The sequence below is a fragment of the Pseudomonas saponiphila genome, assembly GCF_900105185.1.
In the GTDB taxonomy this organism is placed as follows: domain Bacteria; phylum Pseudomonadota; class Gammaproteobacteria; order Pseudomonadales; family Pseudomonadaceae; genus Aquipseudomonas; species Aquipseudomonas saponiphila.
In genome coordinates, this window is the sequence record NZ_FNTJ01000001.1 from 2,413,940 (window position 1) to 2,436,568 (window position 22,629).

The following is a 22,629-nucleotide window of genomic DNA, read 5'->3' on the forward strand; positions in this document are numbered from 1 at the left end:
AACCCATGAAAAAGCCCGCTTCGGCGGGCTTTTTGTTGTCCGGGTTTCCGGCGTGACAGGGGTTCAAGGGCTGTGCAGCTGCAAGCGTGCGCTGGCCATGGCGTCCTTGTTGACCTCGATGGAGAACGACAGGACCGAGACGTGCTGCTGTTCCAACTGGTCGATCCAGGTGATCAGGCCGTTGAGAGGCCCCTCCAGACTGAGGTTGACCCGTCCTTCATCCTCCTGATCCATGCGTTCCAGGTTGAGTCCGGCCTGGCTGCTGGAGCGTGCCAGCAGGCCGGGCAGGGCATCGCCGGAAATGACCGGGCCTGGGAGGGAAGAGGTGCTGGCGGGCAGCTGTTGCAGATCGTGAAGCAATTGCGTTTCCTCGGTATAGCGGCGCTCGGCCTGGGCCAGAGCCTGTTGTTGCGGTTGCCAGAGCAGGTAGAGGCTGGTCAGGCCAGCGAACACGGTCAGGGCCTGTAGCGCCCGTTGTTCGCGTTTTGCCAAGCGCTGCCAGCGGTGCCGGAGTGGGTTCGTCAGGGCGTTTCGGGCCGGGATCGAGGCGATGGGAAGCTTCATCGCTTACTCCTTGATTTGAAAACGCGTGGAGACGCCTTGCGCGTCACGCACGGATGAGTCGGTGCTGACGTTCAGGCACTGGTTGATCAGGCCCTCACGCAGCAGTTGCAGATCGGCAAAGGCCGGGGCGCTGACTTGCAGGCTCCAGCCTTCCTCGGCCTGGTAATCCAGGCGCTGGATCTGTGACAGGGCGCCGCCGCTGGCGGCCCATTGCTCCGCCAGTTGCGACAGGCGCAGGGCCACGCCTGGGGCTTCCTGCACCTGCTGACGTTGCTTGAGTCGCACCTGATGCGCCAGGTCGGCGCTGGCCGGTTCATCGCCGAAGCGTTCTTGCCAGAGACTCTGGCTGGCCGCGTGCAGCTGGTCGCTGCGCTGCTCCAGGTACAGCCGGTGTCCGACGTTCTGCAGCAGTTGCGCGCCGCCGGCGATCGCCAGCACCAGCAGCGCCAGGCGCCAGGGCGTCGCTTTGCGGGTGCGGCGCTGGAATTGCCCCTGGCACAGGTCGATCGCCTGCAAGCTGCCCTGGCTGAGCACTTGCCAGGGCTGCTCTTCGGCTTGCCAGTGCTCCGGCTCCAGGCCGTCGATGCCCGGGGGCTCGGCGCCCTGCCACAGCAGCCCATCCGGCAACAGCCGGCCCAGTTCGCCGAGCTCCTGCGGGTTGAGAGTCAGGCGTAGCGCGGCGCCGCCGCCCAGCAGCCAGCGGCCGTCCCAGGCCAGGGCGCGTGGCCGGTCCTGGGGCAGGCAGTCGGCGTCGATGTGCATGCGCGATGGTTGCAGTCCGTGCTCGGCCAGACGCTTGAGGCAACGCTGCAGGCGCTCGCGGTGGATGACCAGCACTGCGCAGTGACGTCGCTCGCGCAAGGGGCCATGGGCCAGGTGCAGCTCTTCGACATCGTCGATCAGTTGTTCTTCCAGGGCACTGTGCAGGGCCTGGCGCAACCAGCGACCGCTGCGGGCCGGGACGCTGACCTGATGAAAGCTGGCCATTTCCATCGGCAGCAGCAGGGCGAAGGCATGCCCGCGCAAGTGTTCGGCGGCCTGCTCCAGATCGCCTTCCAGAGGGGCGCTGTCGACAGACCACCAGTGGCAATGCCAGGGGCGGTCGCCCGGGGTATGGGGTGAAAGGTAAAGCCAATGGCTCATCACGGGTTACTCGGTAAGCGAAGGGGCGTTGAGCGGCGCGGGTAGCAAGGTGCGCTGTTGCACGCGGACCTGGTCGGCACTCATGACCCGCAGGTCGCTGACCAAGCGCAGGCGTCGGCCATGCAGCTCAACATCGATGGTGGCGCGGAACTGGCGGCTGTTGACGCTCAGCCCGCGTGCGGTGATGTCCCGGCCCTGAAGCATGGGATTGGCGAGAAACGCAGCGACCGTCGGGTAGCCCTTGGCCGGGCGGGTCTGAGCCAGGGTCCGGGCGGTCGGCAGATCGATGCCTTCGATGCTGGCCAGCACCAGGGCGTCGGCGGTGTTGAGGTTGATGTATCCCGGCTCGTAGGCCGCCACCAGCGGCGCCAGGCGTTGCAGGGTGTCGGGGCCCACCTCTGGCAGTGGCCGCAGTTCACTGATGTCGCTCAGGGGCAAAGGGCGGCCCAGGCGGTCCCGGGGGCGCAGCAGCGCCGCCGGGTCGTGGGGCTTGATCTCGGCCAGGGCCAGCAGGCGCTGGTAGCGGGCGCGAGGAATCACATCATCCTGCACCAGCGTGCTGTTGAGGTTGAGCCGGGCGCCCAGATCGCTGATGTGAATCCTGAGCCTGCCGCCTTCGATCGGGAACGCCGGAGCCGGCCGGGCCCAGTGCTGGCCCAGATGGGTCACCAGCAGGCCGCCTTCGCTGCGGGCATCCTCCCGCAATTGGCTGCGGGCCCAGCTCTCGCCGCTCAGGGCCAGTTGCCAGAGCTGCTGGTGCTGCACCAGGTGGCTGCTGCTGGCCAGGCTGAGCCGCTGGCGGGCAAGCATGTTGCTCACCACCAGGGTCACCAGGGCGGTGATCAGCAATACGCTGAGCAGGGCGACGCCGCGCTGGGCGCGAGGCTTATTCACCGGGTGCGTCCTCGTCCGCTTCGGCGCCGCCCGGCAACAGGATGACCCGACGGATATTCGGGAAGCCCGGTGCGCTGAGCTTGATGTCCACGGCGGCCGGCAGACTCAGGGCTTCGCCGCTGATGGGCCAGCTGTCGTGGGGCTGGCCCGCAGCGTCGATGAAGCGCAGGTGGATCAGCTCGACCTCACTGAGCAAGGATTGCGCCTGGCTCAGGCTGCCTTGTTCCAGGCCCTGGCTTTCGCGCAGCCACTGGCCGTCGCCGAAGCGGTGGCTGACCTGCACCAGCTCGCTGCGCGGATAGTCCAGGGGGTTGCGCCAGCCGCCGCGCAGCAGGCGCAGCCCCTGGGGCTGGCTGATCAGCGCCTGGCTATGGCTATGGTCGTCCTTGAGGGCGTGGCGCTGCACCTGCACCAGGTCCCGCTCCAGCAGACTCAGGGCCCGTTGCAGGTGGCGCAATTGCAGCTCCTGGGTCTGGATGCGCTGGTCGCTGCGCATCACCCGGTCCAGCAACTGATAGGTCGCCAGCCCCAGGAGGCTGAAGATGGCGATCGCTACCACCACCTCCAGCAAGGTGAAGCCGCGCTGGTTCATGGGTTGGCCTCGATGTAACCCAGCAACTGCGCGCGGCTGTATTGCCGGGCCCGTTGCGGGTCCTGCTCGGCCGAAACCCGCAGGTTGACCTTGAGCAGCCGCGAGTCCGGCGCCGCTTCGATCTCGCTGAACAGCCACCAACTGCGCCCGCCAAACTCGACCTGGCGTTGCTGGCGGCCAACGCTGGGCGGCTGCATGCCGCTGCGCAGTTCATTCAGGTAGTTGTCGGCAATCCAGGTGGCCTGGGTGCGTTCGGCCAGGTTGCCGCTGTTGATCGCCACATGCTGGATCGCACTGAACAGCGCAATCGACACCGTGGCGAAAATCGCCAGCGCCACCATGACTTCCAGCAGGGTGAAGCCCCGTTCAGTTCGCGGTTTCAAGTCGGGGCTCCTGTAGGCCGTCGCTGGACAGGACCAGCAGCGGGGTGTTGCGGTGCTCGATCCACAGGCTGAAGGCGCTGGTTTCGTCACTGGACAACACCAGCAGTTGGGGCATGGCGCTACGGCTGCCGGCCTGGCCAAGGCTCGGGCCGGCTTCGGCCACTTCGAGGCGCAGGCGCAGGTTGGCGGGCAGGGTCTGGCTGCGCCAGTCACGGTCGGCCAGCCATTGCCCCTGTTCATCCAGGCGCAGCACGGAGTAGGCGTCGGGTTCGATGCGCAGGCCGTAGTCGCTGTTGCTCAACACTGCCTGCTGGCGCAGCAGTTGCAGCAGCGCCAGCAGGCGATCGCCTTCACGACGCGCCTGCCGGCTGGCGGAGTCGGGGTTGATCAGGCCGATCATGCCCGCGGACAGGGCGATGATCAGCACCACCACCAGCACTTCGATCAGGGTGAAGCCCTTGTTGTGGGAGCGTTGCACCACTCAGCGGTCCCAGTTGCCGATCTCGGCGTTCAGGCCGTCGCCGCCGAGCTTGCCGTCGGCGCCGAAGGAGAACAGGTCATAACCGCTGCCGCGGGTGCCCGGCAGGCGGTACTGATAGGCGTTGCCCCAGGGATCGATGGGCAGGCGCTTGAGGTAACCGTCGGGGTTCCAGTTGCGCGCCGGCGGGTTGCCGCTGGGCTTGCTGACCAGGGCTTCGAGCCCTTGCTGGCTGCTGGGGTACTGGTGGTTGTCGAGCTTGTAGATGTCCAGGGCCATGGCGATGGCCTTGATGTCGCTCTGGGCGGCGGCGGCCTTGGCCTGATCGGGGCGGCTCATGATCTGCGGCACCACCAGGGCCGCGAGGACCCCGAGAATGACCACCACCACCATGATTTCAATCAGGGTAAAACCGCGTTGCTTGTTCTGAGTCTGCACGTAGGGGGTTCCGGATTCAGGTAATCAGTTGGTTCAGGCTGAGGATCGGCATCAGGATCGCCAGCACGATGATCAGCACCGAGGCCCCCATGAACACCAGCATGGCCGGCTCGAACAGGCCCACCAGCAGGGCGATGCGGTTGGCCAGTTGTTCTTCCTGCTGCTTGGCGGCGCGTTCGAGCATGCTGTCCAGCTCGCCGGAGCGCTCACCGCTGGCGATCATGTAGAGCATCATCGGCGGGAAGCTGCCGTTGAGTTCCAGGGCCCGGGTCAGGCTGATACCTTCGCGTACCCCCCGGACGATGTCTTTCAGACCGGTACGAATTTTCTGGTTGGCCACCACCTCGCTGGCGATGCCCAGGGCGTCCAGCAGCGGCACGCCACTGCGCCCGAGAATCGCCAGGGTGCTGACGAAACGCGTGCAGTTGCTGGCCCGGATCAGCCTTCCCAGCAGCGGCAATTGCAGCACCAGGGCGTGCCAGCGCTCGCGGGTGGCCGGGTTGCGGACGGCGGCGCGGGCGGCCAGCACCAGGGCCGCCAGCAACAGCAGCAGAAGCAGGCCGAAGTCTTGCAGGAAGGCGCTGCTGGCGATCAGGCCCCGGGTCAGCAGCGGCAGTTCCTGACCGCTATCGATGAACACCTTGACCACATCGGGCACCACGAAGCCCAGCAGGAAGCCGACGATGCTCACCGCCGCCAGCATCAGGATGCTCGGATAGAGCATGGCCAGCTGGATCTGCTGGCGGGCCGCCTGCTGGGCTTCGGTGTAGTCGGCCAGGTTCAGCAGCACCTGGCCCAGGTGCCCGGAGCGCTCGCCGGCGGCTACCGTGGCCCGGTACAGATCGGGGAAGGCCCGAGGGTAGGCCGCCAGCGCCACGGCCAGGCTGTAGCCTTCCAGTACCTTGGAGCGGATGGCCAGCAGCATGCTCTTGATTCGCTGCTTCTCGCACTGCGCGGCCACCGCCGCCAGCACTTCCTCCAGGGGCAGCGAGGCCTGGACCAGGGTCGACAACTGACGGGTGAGCAAGGCCAGTTCGGCGCTGCTCAAGCCGCCGCCGGACACCTGCAGCAAGCCTTTGCCACGCACGCGCTTGTTCTGCGCGGTGCTGACCTTGAGGACCACCAGCTGGCGCTCGCGCAACAGTTGCCGGGCATGGCGCGGGCTGTCGGCTTCCACCACGCCGGTGGATTTTTTTCCGGCGGCGCACATGGCCAGGTATTCGTAAGCGGCCATGATCAGTCCCTCTGGGTCACGCGCAGCAGTTCTTCCAGGCTGGTCTGCCCCAGCAGCACCATGGCCTGGCCGTCGTCGAACAGGCTGGCGCTGTGCTTGCGCGCATGCTCCAGCAGTTGATGCTCGCCGGCGCCGGTGTGGATCAGCTGACGCAAGGTGTCGTCGAACAGCACCAGTTCATAGATGCCACGGCGCCCGCGATACCCCGTGTGCTGGCAGGCGCTGCAGCCTTTGGGCCGGTACAGCTGCGGCGCGGTATCGGCGCTCAGGCCCAGGCGTTCGCAGGCGGCGTTATCGGCGCTGTGGGGCTCCTTGCACTCCGGGCACAGCAGGCGCACCAGGCGCTGGGACAACACCCCCAGCAGCGAGGTGCAGAGCAGGAAGGGCTCGATGCCCATGTCCACCAGCCGGGTCACCGCGCCGATGGCGCTGTTGGTGTGCAGGGTCGAGAGCACCAGGTGTCCGGTGAGGGACGCCTGCACGGCAATTTCCGCGGTTTCGCGGTCGCGGATCTCGCCCACCATCACCACGTCCGGGTCCTGACGGAGGATGGCCCGCAAGCCCCGGGCGAAGGTCATGTCGACCTTGGCGTTGACCTGGGTCTGGCCGATCCCGGTCAGGTGGTACTCCACCGGGTCCTCGATGGTCAGGATGTTGCGTTCCAGGCTGTTGAGGCTGGCCAGCCCGGCATACAGCGTGGTGGTCTTGCCGGAGCCGGTGGGGCCGGTGACCAGGAGAATGCCGTGGGGTTTGTGCAGGGCGATCTCCAGGCGCTGGCGCACCGTCTCGTTCATCCCCAAGTGGCTCAGGTTGAGGCGCCCGGCCTGCTTGTCCAGGAGGCGCATCACCACTCGCTCGCCGTGGCTGGAGGGCAGGGTCGAAACCCGTACATCCACCTCGTGACCGGCGATGCGCAAGGCGATCCGGCCGTCCTGGGGAATGCGCTTTTCGGCGATGTCCAGCTTGGCCATGACCTTGATCCGCGACACCAGCAAGGTTGCCAGTTCCCTCCGTGGACGCAGCACTTCACGCAGCAGGCCGTCGACCCGCAGGCGCACCGACAGGTGTTCCTCGAAGGCTTCCAGGTGCACGTCGGAGGCCTTGCTCTTGACCGCCTCGCTGAGGATCGCGTTGATCAGGCGGATGATCGGCGCGTCATCTTCCTGTTCCAGCAGGTCGGTGGTCCTGGGCAGTTGCTCGGCCAGGCTGTTGAGGTCGAACTCTTCGTCGAACTGCTCGCCCAGGCCGTCGGCCACCTGCTTGGCGCCGTTCTGCCCATCGCGGTAGTGGGCGGCCAGGCGCTGGGCGAAGGCCTCGTCGTCCAGCACCTCGCTGCGCAGCAACGAGCCGTTGAAACGGCGCACTTCGGCCACCACCGACAATGGCGTACTGGCGCGGCAATACAGCACCGCGCCACCTTCCTGAGGGTCCAGCACCACGCCGTGGCGGCGCGCGTAGGCAAAGGCCAGACGCGCGTCTTCGGGGCTGGCGATCATGGCTGGCGCTGGGCGCCCGGGGCGCGCATGTCGATCAGGCCCGCATCGCCCTGGCGGTTGGCGTCGAACAGGCGGTTGGCGTCGGCAGGCAACTGGCCGCCGGTCTTGCCGTCCGGGGCGCGCAGCGAGCGCATGTTGTTGTACTTGTGCTGGCTCATCTGCTCGGTGCTGGCGGCGTTGCGCAACAGGGTCGGACGCAGGAACACCATCAGATTGGTCTTCTCGTTGACTTCCTTGCTGCTGCTGAACAGGCGGCCGACCCAGGGAATGTCCCCCAGTAGCGGCACCTTGCTGACCTGGACCTTGACGTTGTCCTTGATCAGCCCGCCGAGGACGATGATCTGCCCGTCGTTGGCCAGGATGGTGCTCTTGACCGAGCGCTTGTTGGTGATCACGTCGCTGGTGTTGATGCCCGGCGGCGCAGCGGCCAGCTCGGAGCTTTCCTGCTCGACATTCAGGCGTAGGAAGTTGCCCTCATTGATATGCGGGGTGACCTTGAGGGTGATCCCCACATCCTTGCGCTCCACCGTGGTGAAGGGGTTGCTGGCACCGGCGGTGTCGGTGGTGTAGGAACCGGTCTGGAACGGCACGTTCTGGCCGACGAGGATTTCCGCCGCTTCGTTGTCCAGGGTCAGCAGGCTCGGGGTGGACAGCAGGTTGTTGTTGGAGTCGCTGGACAGCGCGGTGATCAGCGCGCCGAAGTTGCTGCCGCCGATGCCGATGATCGCGCCATCGGGCAGGTTCGGGCGCTTGTCGTCCTGCAGGTTGTTGAGCAGGGTGCCAATGGACAGGCCGGCGCTGTTGAAATTGCTGGCGGCGGACAGCTTGCCGCGGTTGCCGGCCCATTGCACGCCGAGGGCCTGGTTGATGTCGCCGCTGACCTCGACGATCGCCGCTTCCACCAGCACCTGGGCCCGGGGTCGGTCCAGCTCGTTGATGATGCTTTCGAAGGTTGCCAGCTGGGCTGGCGAGGCCATCAGTACCAGGGCGTTCTGGCTGGTGTCGGCGCTGACCAGCACCGGGCTGTCCGGTTTCTGGCTGTCGCCGCCACGGTTGCCGGATTCCATGCGCTTGCCAATGCCGCTGAGCAGTTCTTCGAGCTTCTTCGCATCGCTGTGGTTGAGCCGGCGCACCCGCGCGGTGTCGCCGACATTGGTCGGCACATCCAGGCTCTGCGCCAGACGCTGCATCTGCTGGCGAACCGGCGCCGGGCCGACCAGGATCAGGCGATTGCTGCGCGAGTCGCCAATGGCCTTGGCGCTGGTCATCGCGCTGTTGCTGTCGGCCAGGCTGTCGGTCAGGGTCTTGGCCACCTCGGTGGCCCAGGCGTGCTTGAGTTGCACGATGCTGAACTGCCGGCCACCGGCGTTATCCAGCTCGTTGATCACCAGGCGTACCCGCTCGACGTTGTTGGCGCTGTCGGAAATCACCAGGGCATTGGAGGTGGTGGAGGGCGCCATGTAGGCGTCCGCAGCTACCAGCGGGCGCACCGCGCTGGCCACCTCGCTGGCGTTGGCATTGTTCAGTTCGATGACCTGGGTCACGAACTCTTCGCTGGCACCGCTGGGCTCGGCGTGGGCCTTGGTCTTGGCTTCGGCCACCGGCAGGATCAGCACCCGGTCGCCCTGGTCCATGGCGACAAAGCCCTGGCTGCGCAGGGCGGTGAGAAACAGCGAATAGATGCCCTGCTGATCCATGGCGGTGCTGGATTGCACCGTGACCTTGCCGTTCAGGCGAGGGTCTAGAATCATCGTCTTGCCGGTGATCTGGCCCACTTCGTTGACCAGGTCGCGCAGCTCGGCGTCCTTCATGTTCAGGGTCCACTGCTGGGCGGCGGTGGCTTTTTCCGTGGCATGCACGGGATTGATCAGGGTGCCCAGGGTCAGCAGGGACCCGGCGATAAAGGCTCGATTCATGATGCTCCAGGGGATTGCAGAGACGGTTGCAGCAGGCTCCCGCTGCCTGGCTGCGGATGGGGTTGGGCTGTGGCGGCATCCTCTGCCTGCGGGGTCAGCAACGGCGTTTCGTGCAGCGGCAGACTCAGGACCAGCTCTTCGCCGAAGCGTTGCACCCGCACTTGGTCGGTGCCGATCTGGCGCAGGCTGCCACCGCCCGGCAAGGGCTCGCCGATGCCATAGAAGCGGCGGCCTTCCGGGGATTCGATCAGGGCCCGGGACAGCTCCGGTTGGGCTGCTACCAGGCTGGCCAGCAGGGCCAGGGGCACCCGGGGCTGATCGCTGTTGGGTTCTTGCAGCTGGACGCCGAACAGCCGGGCGATGGCTTGCGGGTCGGGCTGGGCGCGGGCCTGTGGCTCCACGGCGGAGGGCGCCTGGTGAGTGGCCGCGTTCAGGCCTTGCCGCAACTGCCAGCTGTCATGGGCCAGCCAGGCCAGCCAGGCACTCAGAAACAACAAGGCGCCGGCCATGAGGCCAGCGCGAAGCGAGGGGCGAAGGGCGCTCACAAGGACATGCGCCTTAGCAGGTTTTCACCTCGCCAGTGGTGCAGCACCACGGCCGCCATGTGTCCGGCGACCAACAGGGCCAGGGCGATGCAGGCATAGCGGTGAATGCTGTTGAAAAAGCCGGTGAGCACTGGCTCATGCAATGGCTGGCTGATCTGCAGCAGGCCGAACAGGTCGATCGGGCGCTCCATCATCAGCACGCCGGTCACCAGCACGACCCCGGTCACGACGTAGAGCGCCAGGTGCCCGGCCTTGGCCAGCAGGTCTGCCAGGGGCTGGCGCGATGCGGGGCGCTGATGGTTCAGGGCGCAGACAATGCGCAGTACGAACAGCGGAATCAGGATGAAGGTCAACGACACATTGATGAAGCCGATGCCCTCGGCGATACCGGCTGGCAGGTCGAACAGGGCGTTGCCGAAACCGCTGAGCGTTGCCCAGAGAATGATCGCGGCGAAGGTCCAGTGCAGCAGCACATGGATTCTTGAATAGGGGGTTGAGCTCATGGGGGCTTTACCGCTAACAAGGAGCGTGGCGCCGTGGCGCCACGCTCGGGTGGTTGACGCTATGACTTACTTGAGGTTCCAGGCCGACTGCCAGGCGAAACCTACGCCCGGCTCGTAGGCGTTGGAGCCGTTGGTCCACTGGGTGCACCAGCCGGCGACGGCGCCAGGCTTGCACTCATAGGTCTTGCCATCCTTGGGTTGCAGGACCACGGTGCCGGCCTTGTAGGATTTCAGGCCATTGGGGAACACGTAGTCGTACTTGCCGTTGCCGCCTTCGTTGCCACCTTCACCACCGCCGGCTTCGGCCTTGAGGGTGAAGCGGGCGGATTGCTGCAGCACTTCGCCCTTCTTCGAGGTGGCCACGACCACCAGGTCGTAGACCCCGGCGCTGACATTGTTCAGCGGCATGGAGAAGTGCGGGGTGTTGCCGGCCGGCGCCTGCTGGAAGGCTACGCTTTCGCCCTTGGCGTTTAGCACGGTGGCTTTCACGGTGTATTCGCCGTTCTTGGCGATGGCGTTGAAGTGCAGCTCGGTCTTGCCGTCTTTCAGGGTGTATTCGGACTGCATGCCGGTGATGGACAGCTCGCCCGGTTTGGCGGCCTGTTCCTTGGCGATCATCACGTTGACGATGTCGCTGCCTTTCTTGACCAGGATTTCGTTCCTGCCGAAGTTCGGCACCACTTCGTCCTTGTCGTTGAGCAGGCCCATCTGGTAGCCCTGCTTGGCGGCATTGACCTTCTTCGCCAGTTCGTGCGGCCAGACGTCGGCCTTGGCCAGTTCGGCGCTATCGATGTTCAGCACCACTTGCTTGGCGTTGATCTCGCCCTGTGCGTTGAAGACGCGAGTCTTGACCTTGTCGCCGATGCTCAGGGCTTCAGGTTGTACCGCGCCAACGGTGTCCCAGTTCGACGGGATGACCGCGCCATTGTCGATGTTCAGGTCGACCACGCTGTAGAAGGTGGCGTCGGTGTCGTTGACTTTCCAGGTGGCCAGCAGCACGTGGTAACCGGAGCGGTCAGACGGGATGTTCACGGTGTGATGGGTTTTGCCTTTGGCCGGGGCCGGGACGGTGCCGGACGGCCATGGCTGATCCAGCAGCGGGGTCATTTCGAACGAGTCGCGGGTCAGCGGCTGGTTCGGATTCCAGTCTTTTTTGGTGATGTAGAACTGCCAGTAGCGGGTGGCGTGACCGGCTTCGTAGTGCCAGGTGAAGTTCTGCGGGCCCGGCTTGATGGTGGTCTTGGCCCAGCGGGTAGCACTCTGCTCGTTGATCTGGGAGAAGCGCACCAGGCCGGCGGCGGCGATGGTGCCGTTGGCTGGGCCGCATACCTTGAAGTCGCCGGTGCAGGCCTGGGCGTTGCTTGGAAAGTGCTCGAGATCGTTACGGCCAGGCACGCCGATGTACTCGGTGCTTTGTGGCTCGTACATCACTGGACCGCAGTTGGCGTTCAGTCTGCCGCCATCGGCATGGCACATGAAGGCGCGGGACTTGGGGCTTTCGATGTAGCCGTGGGCGGAGGCTTGCTGGGCGGCCAGTCCGGCGGCGGCCATGGCGATGACGATTGGCAGTTTGAGGAAGGAACGAGTCCGGTTGGAGTTGATCATTGTGTATGCCTTGAGCAATTGAAAAATGAGTGTTGCAGCGCTGCGAGGGGCCGGTGATGGGGCAGTGGGACACCCTGGATGTCCGCTGCTCCGGCAGCCTTGCCAGCGAGCACAGGCTACGTGCTGCTCCCGGGTGTTCACATGGGACGAGTACGAGAGTCGCAAGGCTCTAGAACAAGCATTTGGTGGGTTCGACAACGGCTCGTGCGGCACTTCGGGTGAGTCTTTTGCGCCTTGTGCGGCGCGGCCTGGCCAGCAAAAAAAATGAGCGTGACGCTTGCGCGTCACGCCCCAAGGAGCAACTGGGGAGTTGCTGGCTTACTTGAGGTTCCAGGCCATCTGCCAGTGAGAACCGGTGCCTGGCTCATACTGGGTCGCGCCAGCCTTCCACTGCACGCAGTAGCCGCTGTACGGGAACGGCTTGCACTGGTAGGTCTTGCCGTTCTTGGGTTGCAGCACCAGGGTGCCGGCCTTGTAGGACTTCAGGCCCTCAGGGAACACGTGGTCGTACTTGGCTGGCGTCTCGGGGGTGGTGCCGCCCTCGTTGCCACCGCCGCCCGGGGTTTCCTCAACCTCTGGCTCGGCCTTGAGCTTGAAGCTGATGGTTTCTTGCAGCAGCTCGCCTTTCTTCGACTTGGCCACCACCACCAGATCGTACTGGCCTGCCGTCACGCCTTTGAGCGCGAGGCTGAAGTGCGGCGCATTGTTGCCACTGTCGGCTTGCTGGTGAGCGACGGTTTCGCCCTTGGCATTGAGCACGCTGGCGGTGATGGTGAAGTCGCCGTTGAGGGCGATGGCGTTGAAGTGCAGGTCGACCTTGCCGTCCTTCAGGCTGTACTCGGGCTGCATGCCGGAAACCTTGAGTTCAGCCGGCTTGGCGGCCTGTTCCTTGGCGATCAGCACGCTGTTGATGTCACTGTTCTGGTTGACAAAGATGCTGTTCTTGCCGAACTGCGGCACCACCTGGTCCTTGTCGTTGAGTTCACCGATCTGGTAGCCGAGCTTGGCCTGGTTGACCTTTTCCGCCAGCGCCTTGGGCCAGATGCTGTCCTTGGCCAGCTCCGCGCTGTCGATGTTCAGGGTGACCTGCTTGGCCGCGAGTTCGCCCTGGTCGTTGAACACCCGGGTCATGACCTTGTCGCCGATGCTCAGGGGCTCGGGCTGGACGGCACCGATGTTCTTCCAGCTCGACGGTGCGACTTCGCTGTTCTCGATGTTCACATCCACCACCTGATAGAAGGTGTTGGTGTTGTCGCCCACCATCCAGGTGGCCAGGACGATGTGATAGCCGTTGCGGTCGGCCGGAATGTTGACCTTGTGGCTGGTGATGCCGCCGGTCTTGGTCGGCAGGGTGTTGTTCCAGTTGTCGGTCAGCAGCGGCGCCGCTTCGAACGAATCACGGGTCAGCGGCTGGTTGGGATTCCAGTCTTTCTTGGTGATGTAGAACTGCCAGTTGCGGGTGGCGTGCACCGCGGTGTAGCGCCAGTCGAAGGTGTTCAGCCCGGGCTTGATATTGACCTTGGTCCAGCGGCTGGCGGTCTGCTCGTTGAGGTTGGCGAAGTGACGCAGGCCACCGGAGGCAATAGTGCCGTTGGCGGGGCCGCACTGGGTGAACGCGCCGTGGCAGGCCTGGGCCGTGCTGGGGAAGCCGTCGCGGCTGCCGTTGGCCAGGTATTCGACGCTCTGTGGCTCGTAGGCCACCGAACCGCAGTTGCTGTTCAGGTTGCCGCCTTTGGCGCTACACATGTACGAGCGGGACTTGGGGTTTTCGATATAGCCGTGCGCCGCCGCCTGTTGCGCGCTGAGCGCCGCCATGCCGATGGCCATCGCCAGCGGAAGTTTGAGGAATGAATGGAAGGTATGCCGCGTGATCATCGATTGTTCCCTGATTGGACGTTATTGGATTCAACAAGCAATCGAGAGCTGGCGTAGCGACTCACCGGGAGTCTGGCGCCATTGACTGTCAGTGCTCGAAAGCCGGCGCAAGGTTAGGCAGCAGGGGGCGGCGGTTGAATGAGACAAGTACGAGAGTGGCGCCGGGGCCGGGGCGGGCAGCCCGTCACCGGCGTCCGCTTCAGGGCGGCGAACCCTGGGCCTGGGGTGTCTGGGGCTGGGGGCCGCTGTCGGCGTCGGATGCTTCGCGCAAGCTGGCCAGCTGCTGGCGGGCCTCGGCGTACACCTGTTCCATGGCATTGAGCAGTGCCTGCTGGCAACTGCGCACCGACGCTGGATGGCCGGGGTCGACCTTTCTCAGGGCCTCGCAGGTTCTGGTCATGTCCGGCGCGTTGATCAGGCAGGCCACGCCGCTCAGGCGATGGGTCAGGTCGTTGATCAGGTGCGGGGTATTGGCCAGGACGCAGGTGCGCAGTTCGGCGATTTCCTGCTGCAGGTTCTTGGTCAGTTCGTTGAGGATGCGCCGATGCAGGGTCGGACTGTTTTCTCCCAGGTCCTTGAGGTGGTCGATGTCGAAGGCGCGCACCCGCTCTTCGCCGGCCCCGGTGTGACTGCCCAGCACTTCCTGCAGGCGGGCCAGGGTCACCGGCTTGATCATCAGGTCGTTCATCCCGGCGTTGGAGCATTGGGTCGCTTCGTTGCTCAGGGCGCTGGCGGTGTAGCCGACGATCAGCCGCGGCTTGGCCCCGCTCTGTTGTTCGGCTTCACGCACCGCCCGGGCCAGGCTGTAGCCGTCCATGCCCGGCATGTTGCAGTCGCTGATCAACACGTCGTAGTGGCGGTGGCGCAGTAGCTGCAGGGCTTCTTCGCCACTGCTGACGTGTTCGGCAAAGTGGCCGATGCGCTCCAGCTGCAGGGTCAGTACCAGGCCGTTGGTGGAGACATCGTCCACCACCAGCACCCGCAAGGCTTTGCCGGTGATCGGTGGCACTTCCGGTGTTTGCGCCACTTCCACGTTGGTCGTCTGCCAGCTCACCGGCAGTTCGACGTGGATGCAGCAGCCTTGGCCGGGCTCGCTTTCCAGCCAGATGCGCCCGCCCATCAGTTGCACCAGCTGATGGCAGATGCTCAGGCCCAGGCCCGAGCCGCCGTACAGGTGGGCGGTGCGCGCGGTGGCCTGGCGATAGGGCTCGAAAATCCCCGCCTGGTTGGCCAGGGGAATGCCGATGCCGGTATCGCGCACGCTCAGGGTCAGCAGGCTGCTGTCGCCCTGCACATGGGTTTCGCGCAGGGTGACCTGGATGTGGCCGCGGTCGGTGAACTTCAAGGCATTGCTCAAGAGGTTGTGCAGAATCTGCTGCAGGCGCAGCGAGTCGACCCAGTACAGCCGGCTGGGGCTGGCCTGATAGTCGAAATTCAGCTGCAGGCGTTTCTCCCGGGCTTGTACGGCAAACAGTCCCAGGCCATTGGCGAGCAAGGGTTCCAGGGCGGTGGGATGGGGTGCCAGTTGCATCAGGCCACTCTCTATTTTGTCCAGGTCCAGGATGTTGCCGATCAGGTCGATCATCGAGGTCGCCGATTGCTGGGCCACCCGCAGGTTGTGCGAGGGTGTCTGGCTGGCGCTGGTTTCCAGCTCCAGCAGGCCCACCAGGGCGTTGAGCGGGGTGCGCAACTCATGGCTCATGGAGGCGAGAAACTCGCTCTTGGCGGCGCTGGCCTTCTGCGCGATCTGCTTGGCCTCGCGCAACTTGAGTTCCAGGTTCTTGCGCTCGGAGATGTCCAGCCAGCCCCCCAGCAACCCCTGCAGGACCCCGCGGGCGTTGTAGAACGGCACCAGCCACTGATAGAGGCAGTACTGCTGCTCCTTGATCCACAGGCTGGTGTCGAGAAAGCGTGGCCGGTGATTGGCCAGCAGCAGTTGATGTTCCTCTTGCAGCACTTCGGCGAAGTCTCGCGGCATGTTCGGCTGCTCGGTGGGCAGGCAGCCCTCGACCTGTTCCTGGGAGGTGGCGAAGAACTCCTCGTAGGCGCGGTTGCAGGTGCTCAGCCGGCCGTCCAGGTCGCAGACATACAGCGGCGTCGGCAGGCCATTGAGCAGGGAAAACTGGAAGGCCAGCTTGTCCTGCAGGCGGGTCTGCACGCAGATGGTTTCCCGCACCTGGATCTTCAGGCGCCAGTTCCAGATCAGCGACAGCACGAAGATGATCAGGATCACCACGCCCACATGCCAGGCCTGCTCGGCGACCCAGCTCCAGAGCGCGGCGCTGGACTGTTGTTCGGCGATCAGCTGGATGTCGCTTTGCGGGTTCCTGGCCATGGAATCGAGCAGCTTGTCGAGCACGCTCAGCAACTCCCTGGAACCTGGGGCCGCGGCAAAGCGGTGCGGCGTGGGCAGGGCGTCGAAGGCCAGACCGAACTGCAGCCCGGAGCCGGACAGCGCCTCGGTGCCCACCGGGGTGTCCAGGGTGGCATCGACCTGACGTTGCAGCACCAGGTTCAGGGCCTGGCGATGATCGTCGGTGAGCAGCAGATGGATGTCCGGGTAGCGCTGTTTCAGGTGTTCGAGCAACGGGTGGTTGCGCGGCAGCGCCAGTTGCCGCCCCAGCATGGCGTCCAGGGAACTGGGAGAGCTGTCGCCATGACGCACCACAAAGGCCCAGTTGCGGGTGCCGTAGCTCTGGCTCAGGCCGATGCCCCGGGCGTTGTCGGGCAGGCCCAGGTCGCGGGTGGTCAGGTCGGCGCTGCCGGCGGCCAGCTGTTCCAGGTCGCCGGCCCGGGAAAGACTGGGCTGAATGTTGAGTTGCAGGCGGAACGAGCTGGCCAGGGTGCGCAGGATATCGATGCTCAGTCCGGCCCATTGGCCCTCGGCATTGCGGTAGATGTAGGGCGGCGCTTCCTCGGCCAGCAGATTGATCTGCCGGTGTGCGGTGAGCCAGTTCAGCTCGCCGGGAGTCAGGGAAAAGGACTCGGTCGGGGCGAAGGGAAAGGGCTCCTGGCTCGACTGGTTCTGGATCCGCCGCTTGTGCTCCTCGGGAATGGCGTTGAGTACGTAGTCGATCAGTGCCCGCAGGGTGGCGTCCTCATGGCGCACGGCGAAGGCGAAGCCGGCGTCGGGCAGCTGTGGATAGAACTTGCTGTGCAGCCGCAGGTCCGGGCGGGCCTGCATGTAAAGGGTGGTGCGGAAGCGATCGCTGATAAAGGCGTCGGCCTGTTTGCCGGCCAGTTGCTCAAGGGCCAGGGCAGTGGTGTGCACGCCGCTGATGTCGGCCCGGGGATAGGTCTTGCGGACGGTCTCAAGGTCTAGGTAGTTGTCCAGCACCAGGACCCGCTTGCCTTCCAGGTCCGGTGGCAGGCTCTTGTCGTTGATGCGCCCGACGATGATCGGCTGGTTGTTCAGGTACGGACGGCTGAGGGCCAGGCCGGGGTTCTGCGCTTCAAGCGCGGTGGCCCGGGGCAGCAGGTCGATTCGGTGTTCGAGCAGGGCCCGGATCGCGTCCTGGGGCGAGGCCAGCTCGACGTACTCGAAGCGCAGGCCCAACTGCTTGCCGATGAGCTTGAGGTACTCGTCGGAGATCACCTTGAGCACCTGGTTGCCGGCACTTTCCAGGGGCCGCTCGGGAGGCACGATGGTCGCTACCCGCAGCACCTTGTGGGGCAGGGTGCTGCGCATGTCGAGCAGCCGGGCCAGCGACGGATTGCCCGGCTCCTGCGGCTCGGTGCAGTGGGCGGGCAGGCTGAAGAACAGGCTGACCAGGACCATGAAGCTGAACAGCAGGCAGACACGGATCAGCCTCCAGAACTGGGGGGGACGGGAAATCAGGGGCATAGGGGGGAAGCTCCGGAGTTTTGAGGACCGCTCAGCTCAGGCCGTGTTCCTGGATGTACAGGAACAGGCTGGCCGAGGTGTCCAGGCCAAGCTTGCGCATGGCGCTGCTCTTTTGCGTGCTGATCGTCTGTTTGCTGCGGCACAGGTGCTGGGCGATGGCGCCGATGCTCATGCCGGTGCCATACAGGCGCAGCACCTCGATCTCCCTGGCCGACAACTGTTCGGGCTGCAGCAGCGGCTTGCCATGCAGGGCGGTGCTGGTGTCCAGCAGATGCTGGATCGACGGCGACACGAAGGGCGCACGCGGGTTGGCGGCAATCGCCTTGGGCAGGTCGTTGAGCAAGCCACGCTTGCTCACCAGCCCCTGGATGCCGAGTTTGAGCAGGCTGCTGATCAGCGCCGGGTTGTCGAGCATGGTGATCACCACGATGGCCAACTCCGGGTAGCGTGAACGCAGGCGTCTGATCAGACGAATCCCATCCACCTGATCGCCGCCGGGCATCATCAGGTCGGTCAGCAGCAGGTCGCAGGGTTGGCGCTGCAGGTTCTCCAACAGGGTTTCCACGCTGTGGGCCTGGGCAACGATCTCCAGTTCGGCGCGGTTTTCCAGCAGGGTATGTATCCCAATCAGGGTCAAGGGATGGTCATCGGCTATCTGCACGCGGATCGGCATGGGTTCTTGTACTCGGCTTTTCGACAGGCATGAGCCCACGACAATGCGCAGCTTCCGCAAAGGAGCAGGCATTTTGCTAGTGGGGTCGTCAGAGGATTCGCAGGGTATCACTGAAATTGACGCCAAAAAGACGTCTGGGGGATTTTAAGAATCGTCTTATGCCTAAGGGGAAACTTTCTGAAAAGAGGCCCGGAAGTCAGGTGTTTCTTTGTCAGAAACGCCTCTAGAACGGCCTTTTCATCCCACAGTTCCAGGCCTGTTCCAGGGGCATTTTCCAGGGTGAAAAAGCCCCTTTCACGGGGTTAATTCATGGGCGGCAAACGCCGCTTGATCGGCGATTTCTTGATGATCGCGGTGTTGGTTTCGGCGTCATGGTTGAGGCGGTCGAGCAAGCGGTCCAGCTGTTCCATGGAGCGCACCTGCAAGCGAGCGATAAAGCAGTCGTCACCGGTGACCTTGTCGCATTCGGTGAACTCGGCAATCGCCAGGATCTGCCGCTCCACCTCCTGCAGGCGGCCCGGCAGCGGACGAATCCGGACAATCGCCTGCAATTGATAGCCCAGGGACTTGGGGTCGATTTCCAGGGTATAGGCGGTGATCACGCCGCGTTCTTCGAGCTTTTTCAAGCGTTCGGCCACGCTGGGGGCGGACAGCCCGCTGATCTGCGCCAGGGCCTTGAGGGAGCGGCGGGAGTCCTGCATCAGGGCACTGATCAGGGCCTGGTCAATGGCGTCGAGCATGGCAACCTCGTTAGGTGAATGGGCGTTTATGCCTTGATAAAAAAGGCCTGAATGCATACTAGCCCAGGTTTTGAACTGGCGATGGCCGTGTGCCGCTGGGCATAATTTGGCCACTGTCAGAGGAGATTGATGATGGATGCACTGACCCGTCGCGGATCACTGGAAATGACCGCCGCGATGCTGATTTCCGGAACCATTGGCTGGTTCGTCCTGGTGTCCGGACAACCGGTGCTGGACGTGGTGTTCTGGCGTTGCCTGTTCGGTGCCGGTGCGTTGCTGCTGATTTGCGGCGCTTTCGGTTTTTTTCGAAGGAATATTCTGACTCGACGCAGCCTGTTTCTGGCGGTGCTCAGCGGCGTGGCGATTGTCGGCAACTGGGTGCTGCTGTTCGGCTCCTACTCCCGGGCTTCGATCGCCATCGGCACCGCGGTGTACAACGTCCAGCCGTTCATTCTGGTGGCCCTGGGCGCGTTGTTTCTGGGAGAGAAGATCACCCCGCAGAAACTGGTCTGGCTGAGCCTGTCCTTTGCCGGGATGCTGGCCATCGTCAGCGCCCATGGCAGCGCGGGCGAAGCCGGCAGCGACTACCTGCTGGGCATCGCCCTGGCCCTGGGCGCGGCGTTGCTCTATGCCTTCGCCGCGCTGCTGATCAAGCGCCTGAGCGGTACGCCGCCACACCTGATCGCGCTGATCCAGGTCTGTACCGGAGTCTTGCTGCTGGCGCCTTGGGCCAACCTGGCCGAGCCACCCCAGCAGGCCACGGCCTGGGCCAGCCTGCTGACCCTGGGCATCGTGCATACCGGGGTGATGTATGTGCTGTTGTATGGGGCGATCCAGAAACTGCCGACCGCGTTGACCGGCGCCTTGTCCTTCATCTATCCGATCGCGGCGATCTTCGTCGACTGGCTGGCCTTCGGGCATCGCCTGGGGTTGTTGCAGTGGCTGGGCGTCGCCGCGATTCTGCTGGCCGCCGCCGGCATGCAGCAGGGCTGGACCCTCAAGCGCCGGCGCAGGGTTTTGCAATGAGCAGCGGGGCGGCAGGGCGGGGGCCGGCAATGGCTTGCACGCCAGCTGGCCCGGGCGCCCGCGTCGCGTCTGTGCCGGTCGGCGCCTGAGCTTGACAGGCCGGGGCGCAGCGCTAGCTTTTATCCAGTGTCGGCACAGTTGCCACGCACTATCCCCCTGTGATCCAGGCCCCTGGCAGCCCGCCCGGGTACGCCTCGACCATCCGCAACCACCGACTCGCGTCGTGCCGGGTCGGCCCTGGAGCGATCATGAGCACTCGACGCAAGGTTCCCGGAATCCGCAACTACGATGGTCCCGCCGGTGGCTGGGGCGCGCTCAAGGCCACCGCCACGGCGGTGCGCGAACAGATGGATGCGCTCAAGGCGCCCCTGACCCTGATGCGCACCAACCAGCCTGATGGCTTTGACTGCCCGGGCTGCGCCTGGCCGGATAAGGAGCACAAGTCGACCTTCCAGTTCTGTGAAAACGGCGCCAAGGCGGTGACCTGGGAAGCCACCAACAAACGGGTGACCCCGGCCTTCTTCGCCGAGCATCCGCTGACCTCGCTGCTGCAGCGTTCCGACTATCAGCTCGAAGACCTGGGCCGCCTCACCGAGCCCCTGGTCTATGACCGCGCCAGCGATACCTTCAAGCCGGTGGCGTGGCAGGCGGCGTTCGACCGTATTGGCCAGATCCTGCGGGGCCTGCAGCCCGAGCAGGTGGAGTTCTACACCTCCGGCCGCGCCTCCAACGAAGCGGCCTACCTGTACCAGCTGTTCGCTCGGGAATACGGCAGCAACAACTTCCCCGACTGCTCGAACATGTGCCACGAACCCACCAGCGTCGGTTTGCCCCGCTCCATCGGCATCGGTAAGGGCACGGTGTCCCTGGAGGATTTCGACCTCTGCGAGCTGATCATCTCCATCGGCCACAACCCGGGCACCAACCACCCGCGGATGATGGGCACCCTGCATGAAGCCTCGCGGCGCAAGGTGCCGATCATGGTCTTCAACCCGCTGCGCGAGCGCGCCCTGGAGCGCTTCGCCGACCCGCAGAACATGGTGGAGATGGCCACCTACGGCTCGACCCGCATCGCTTCGTCCTACTTCCAGGTCAAGGCCGGCGGCGATGCGGCGGCAATCAAGGGCATCATGAAGGCCCTGCTGGCCCTGGAGGACAGCCTCGGGCAAGTCCTCGACAAGGCGTTCATCGCCGAGCACACCCAGGGTTTCGAGGCCCTGGCGGCGGACCTGCACGCCACCGCCTGGGCGGACATCGAGCAGGCCAGCGGCCTGCACCAGGCGGACCTGGAAATGGTCGCCGCGGCCTACGCCAAGTCCAATGCCACCATCGTCACCTACGGCATGGGCATCACCCAGCACAACGAAGGCACGGCCAATGTGCGGCTGATCTGCGACCTGCTGATGCTGCGCGGCAACCTGGGCAAGCCGGGGGCCGGCATCTGTCCGTTGCGCGGCCACTCCAACGTGCAGGGCAACCGCACCGTGGGCATCACCGAGAAGCCGACGCAGGCCTTTCTCGACAAGCTCCAGCAGACCTTCGGCTTCACGCCGCCTTCGGCCCATGGCCACGATGCGGTGCAGGCCATGCAGGCGATGATCGACGGCAGGGCCAAGGCGCTGCTGTGCCTGGGGGGCAACTTCGCCGTGGCCCTGCCGGACCCGGGCCAGTGTTTCCCGGCCATGGCCAGGCTCGACCTGAGCGTGCACGTGGCCACCAAGCTCAACCGCAGCCATTTGCTGGTGGCCAGGGAGACCTTCATCCTGCCCTGCCTGGGCCGCACCGAGCTGGACCTGCAGGACGGCCTGCGCCAGGCCATCACCGTGGAGGACTCGATGTCCATGGTCCACGCCTCGGCGGGCAAGCTGACCCCGGCGTCGCCGTCGCTGCTCTCGGAACCGGCGATTGTCGCCGGCATGGCCAAGGCCACGCTGCCCGGCAGCCGCGTGCCCTGGCTGGAACTGGTGGCCGACTACGACAAGATCCGCGACCTGATCGAACAGACGGTGCCCGGCTTCGACGACTACAACGCCCGCATTCGCGTACCGGGCGGCTTCCGCATGCCCTTGGCGGCGGCCGAACGGCAGTGGCTGACACCCTCGGGCAAGGCCGAGTTCTTCGTCTTCCCCGGGCTGCACGAGGACAAGGAAGTGGACGGCGCCGATGTGCTGCGGCTGATCACCCTGCGCAGCCATGACCAGTACAACACCACCATCTACGCTCTGGACGATCGCTATCGCGGGGTGTTCGGCCGTCGCGACGTGCTGTTTATCAGCCCCGGGGATCTGGCCGCCCGTGGCCTGGCCCACGGTGACCTGGTGGACATCGAGACGGTCATCGGCGGGCGTCGGCTGCGCTACGAAAACATCACCGCCATCGAGTACAAGATCGCCCCGGGCACCGTGGGCGCCTATTACCCCGAGGCCAACCGCCTGGTGCCCCTGGACTACCTGGATGTGGACAGCGGCACGCCGTCCTACAAATCGGTGCCGGTGCGGGTGATGCGCTCGACCCTAGCCTGACCGGCTCCACGAGGGGCCGGGTGAGGGTGCGGGTGTGCGGTGGGAGGTCCTCAGGCACTGTCCTGCGGACCTTGGTGCCGCCTCGGCTGCGGTTCCAGGGGCGAGGAGGTGCTGCAGGCCAGATCATGGTTGCCGCGGGGGCGGCGCAATCTGCTATT

The 22,629-nt window shown here is 65.1% G+C and carries 19 protein-coding genes; 2 read left to right on the forward strand and 17 right to left on the reverse strand.

Annotated features, from left to right (window positions below; all coding sequences use genetic code 11):
- Window positions 1-63 precede the first annotated feature (63 nt).
- The 17 genes from gspM to BLV47_RS11540 form a co-directional block, all read right to left on the reverse strand.
- On the reverse strand, window positions 64-564 hold the full coding sequence (gene gspM, locus BLV47_RS11460; protein ID WP_092313491.1) for a type II secretion system protein GspM: 501 nt from the start codon (window positions 562-564) through the stop codon (window positions 64-66).
- Window positions 565-567: 3 nt separating this feature from the next.
- On the reverse strand, window positions 568-1,707 hold the full coding sequence (gene gspL, locus BLV47_RS11465) for a type II secretion system protein GspL (RefSeq protein WP_092313494.1): 1,140 nt from the start codon (window positions 1,705-1,707) through the stop codon (window positions 568-570).
- Window positions 1,708-1,713: 6 nt separating this feature from the next.
- Complete coding sequence (gspK, locus tag BLV47_RS11470; protein ID WP_167365647.1) at window positions 1,714-2,601, reverse strand: type II secretion system minor pseudopilin GspK; 888 nt, start codon at window positions 2,599-2,601, stop codon at window positions 1,714-1,716.
- The gene (gspJ, locus tag BLV47_RS11475) at window positions 2,594-3,193 is read right to left on the reverse strand and encodes a type II secretion system minor pseudopilin GspJ (protein WP_092313497.1); all 600 of its coding nucleotides are present in this window, start codon (window positions 3,191-3,193) and stop codon (window positions 2,594-2,596) included. The genes gspK and gspJ overlap by 8 nt, the downstream gene beginning before the upstream one ends.
- The gene (gspI, locus tag BLV47_RS11480) at window positions 3,190-3,576 is read right to left on the reverse strand and encodes a type II secretion system minor pseudopilin GspI (protein WP_256596333.1); all 387 of its coding nucleotides are present in this window, start codon (window positions 3,574-3,576) and stop codon (window positions 3,190-3,192) included. The genes gspJ and gspI overlap by 4 nt, the downstream gene beginning before the upstream one ends.
- The gene (gene gspH / locus BLV47_RS11485; RefSeq protein ID WP_167365648.1) at window positions 3,560-4,054 is read right to left on the reverse strand and encodes a type II secretion system minor pseudopilin GspH; all 495 of its coding nucleotides are present in this window, start codon (window positions 4,052-4,054) and stop codon (window positions 3,560-3,562) included. The genes gspI and gspH overlap by 17 nt, the downstream gene beginning before the upstream one ends.
- 3 nt (window positions 4,055-4,057) lie before the next feature.
- Entirely contained in the window at window positions 4,058-4,492 is a 435-nt protein-coding gene (gene gspG / locus BLV47_RS11490; protein ID WP_092313500.1) for a type II secretion system major pseudopilin GspG, read from the reverse strand.
- 16 nt (window positions 4,493-4,508) lie between these two features.
- Window positions 4,509-5,726 (reverse strand): type II secretion system inner membrane protein GspF, encoded by a 1,218-nt coding sequence (gspF, locus tag BLV47_RS11495; protein ID WP_092313503.1) that lies wholly within the window; start codon window positions 5,724-5,726, stop codon window positions 4,509-4,511.
- A 2-nt stretch (window positions 5,727-5,728) separates the two neighbouring features.
- Window positions 5,729-7,222, reverse strand: coding sequence for a type II secretion system ATPase GspE (gene gspE / locus BLV47_RS11500; RefSeq protein WP_092313506.1), 1,494 nt, complete (start codon window positions 7,220-7,222; stop codon window positions 5,729-5,731).
- Entirely contained in the window at window positions 7,219-9,138 is a 1,920-nt protein-coding gene (gene gspD / locus BLV47_RS11505; protein WP_092313509.1) for a type II secretion system secretin GspD, read from the reverse strand. Before gspD ends, gspE begins: the two co-directional genes overlap by 4 nt.
- A complete protein-coding gene (locus BLV47_RS11510; protein ID WP_143038266.1) occupies window positions 9,135-9,683 on the reverse strand; it encodes a type II secretion system protein N in 549 nt (182 codons plus the stop codon). The genes gspD and BLV47_RS11510 overlap by 4 nt, the downstream gene beginning before the upstream one ends.
- Window positions 9,680-10,186: a cytochrome b/b6 domain-containing protein gene (locus BLV47_RS11515; RefSeq protein WP_092313515.1), complete on the reverse strand. Its 507-nt coding sequence runs from the start codon at window positions 10,184-10,186 to the stop codon at window positions 9,680-9,682. The genes BLV47_RS11510 and BLV47_RS11515 overlap by 4 nt, the downstream gene beginning before the upstream one ends.
- Window positions 10,187-10,252: 66 nt before the next feature.
- Entirely contained in the window at window positions 10,253-11,791 is a 1,539-nt protein-coding gene (gene gbpA / locus BLV47_RS11520) for an N-acetylglucosamine-binding protein GbpA (RefSeq protein ID WP_092313518.1), read from the reverse strand.
- 318 nt (window positions 11,792-12,109) lie between these two features.
- A complete protein-coding gene (gene gbpA / locus BLV47_RS11525; protein WP_092313521.1) occupies window positions 12,110-13,666 on the reverse strand; it encodes an N-acetylglucosamine-binding protein GbpA in 1,557 nt (518 codons plus the stop codon).
- A 199-nt stretch (window positions 13,667-13,865) separates the two neighbouring features.
- A complete protein-coding gene (locus BLV47_RS11530; protein ID WP_092313524.1) occupies window positions 13,866-17,510 on the reverse strand; it encodes an ATP-binding protein in 3,645 nt (1,214 codons plus the stop codon).
- Window positions 17,511-17,541: 31 nt separating this feature from the next.
- Window positions 17,542-18,183: a response regulator gene (locus BLV47_RS11535; RefSeq protein WP_060840035.1), complete on the reverse strand. Its 642-nt coding sequence runs from the start codon at window positions 18,181-18,183 to the stop codon at window positions 17,542-17,544.
- Between the two features lie 302 nt (window positions 18,184-18,485).
- The gene (locus tag BLV47_RS11540; protein ID WP_016963354.1) at window positions 18,486-18,923 is read right to left on the reverse strand and encodes an Lrp/AsnC family transcriptional regulator; all 438 of its coding nucleotides are present in this window, start codon (window positions 18,921-18,923) and stop codon (window positions 18,486-18,488) included.
- A gap of 132 nt (window positions 18,924-19,055) precedes the next feature.
- Between BLV47_RS11540 and BLV47_RS11545 the strand changes: the two genes are divergently transcribed.
- Complete coding sequence (locus BLV47_RS11545; protein WP_092313527.1) at window positions 19,056-19,949, forward strand: DMT family transporter; 894 nt, start codon at window positions 19,056-19,058, stop codon at window positions 19,947-19,949.
- 248 nt (window positions 19,950-20,197) lie between these two features.
- On the forward strand, window positions 20,198-22,471 hold the full coding sequence (locus BLV47_RS11550) for an FdhF/YdeP family oxidoreductase (protein WP_092313530.1): 2,274 nt from the start codon (window positions 20,198-20,200) through the stop codon (window positions 22,469-22,471).
- Window positions 22,472-22,629 lie beyond the last annotated feature (158 nt).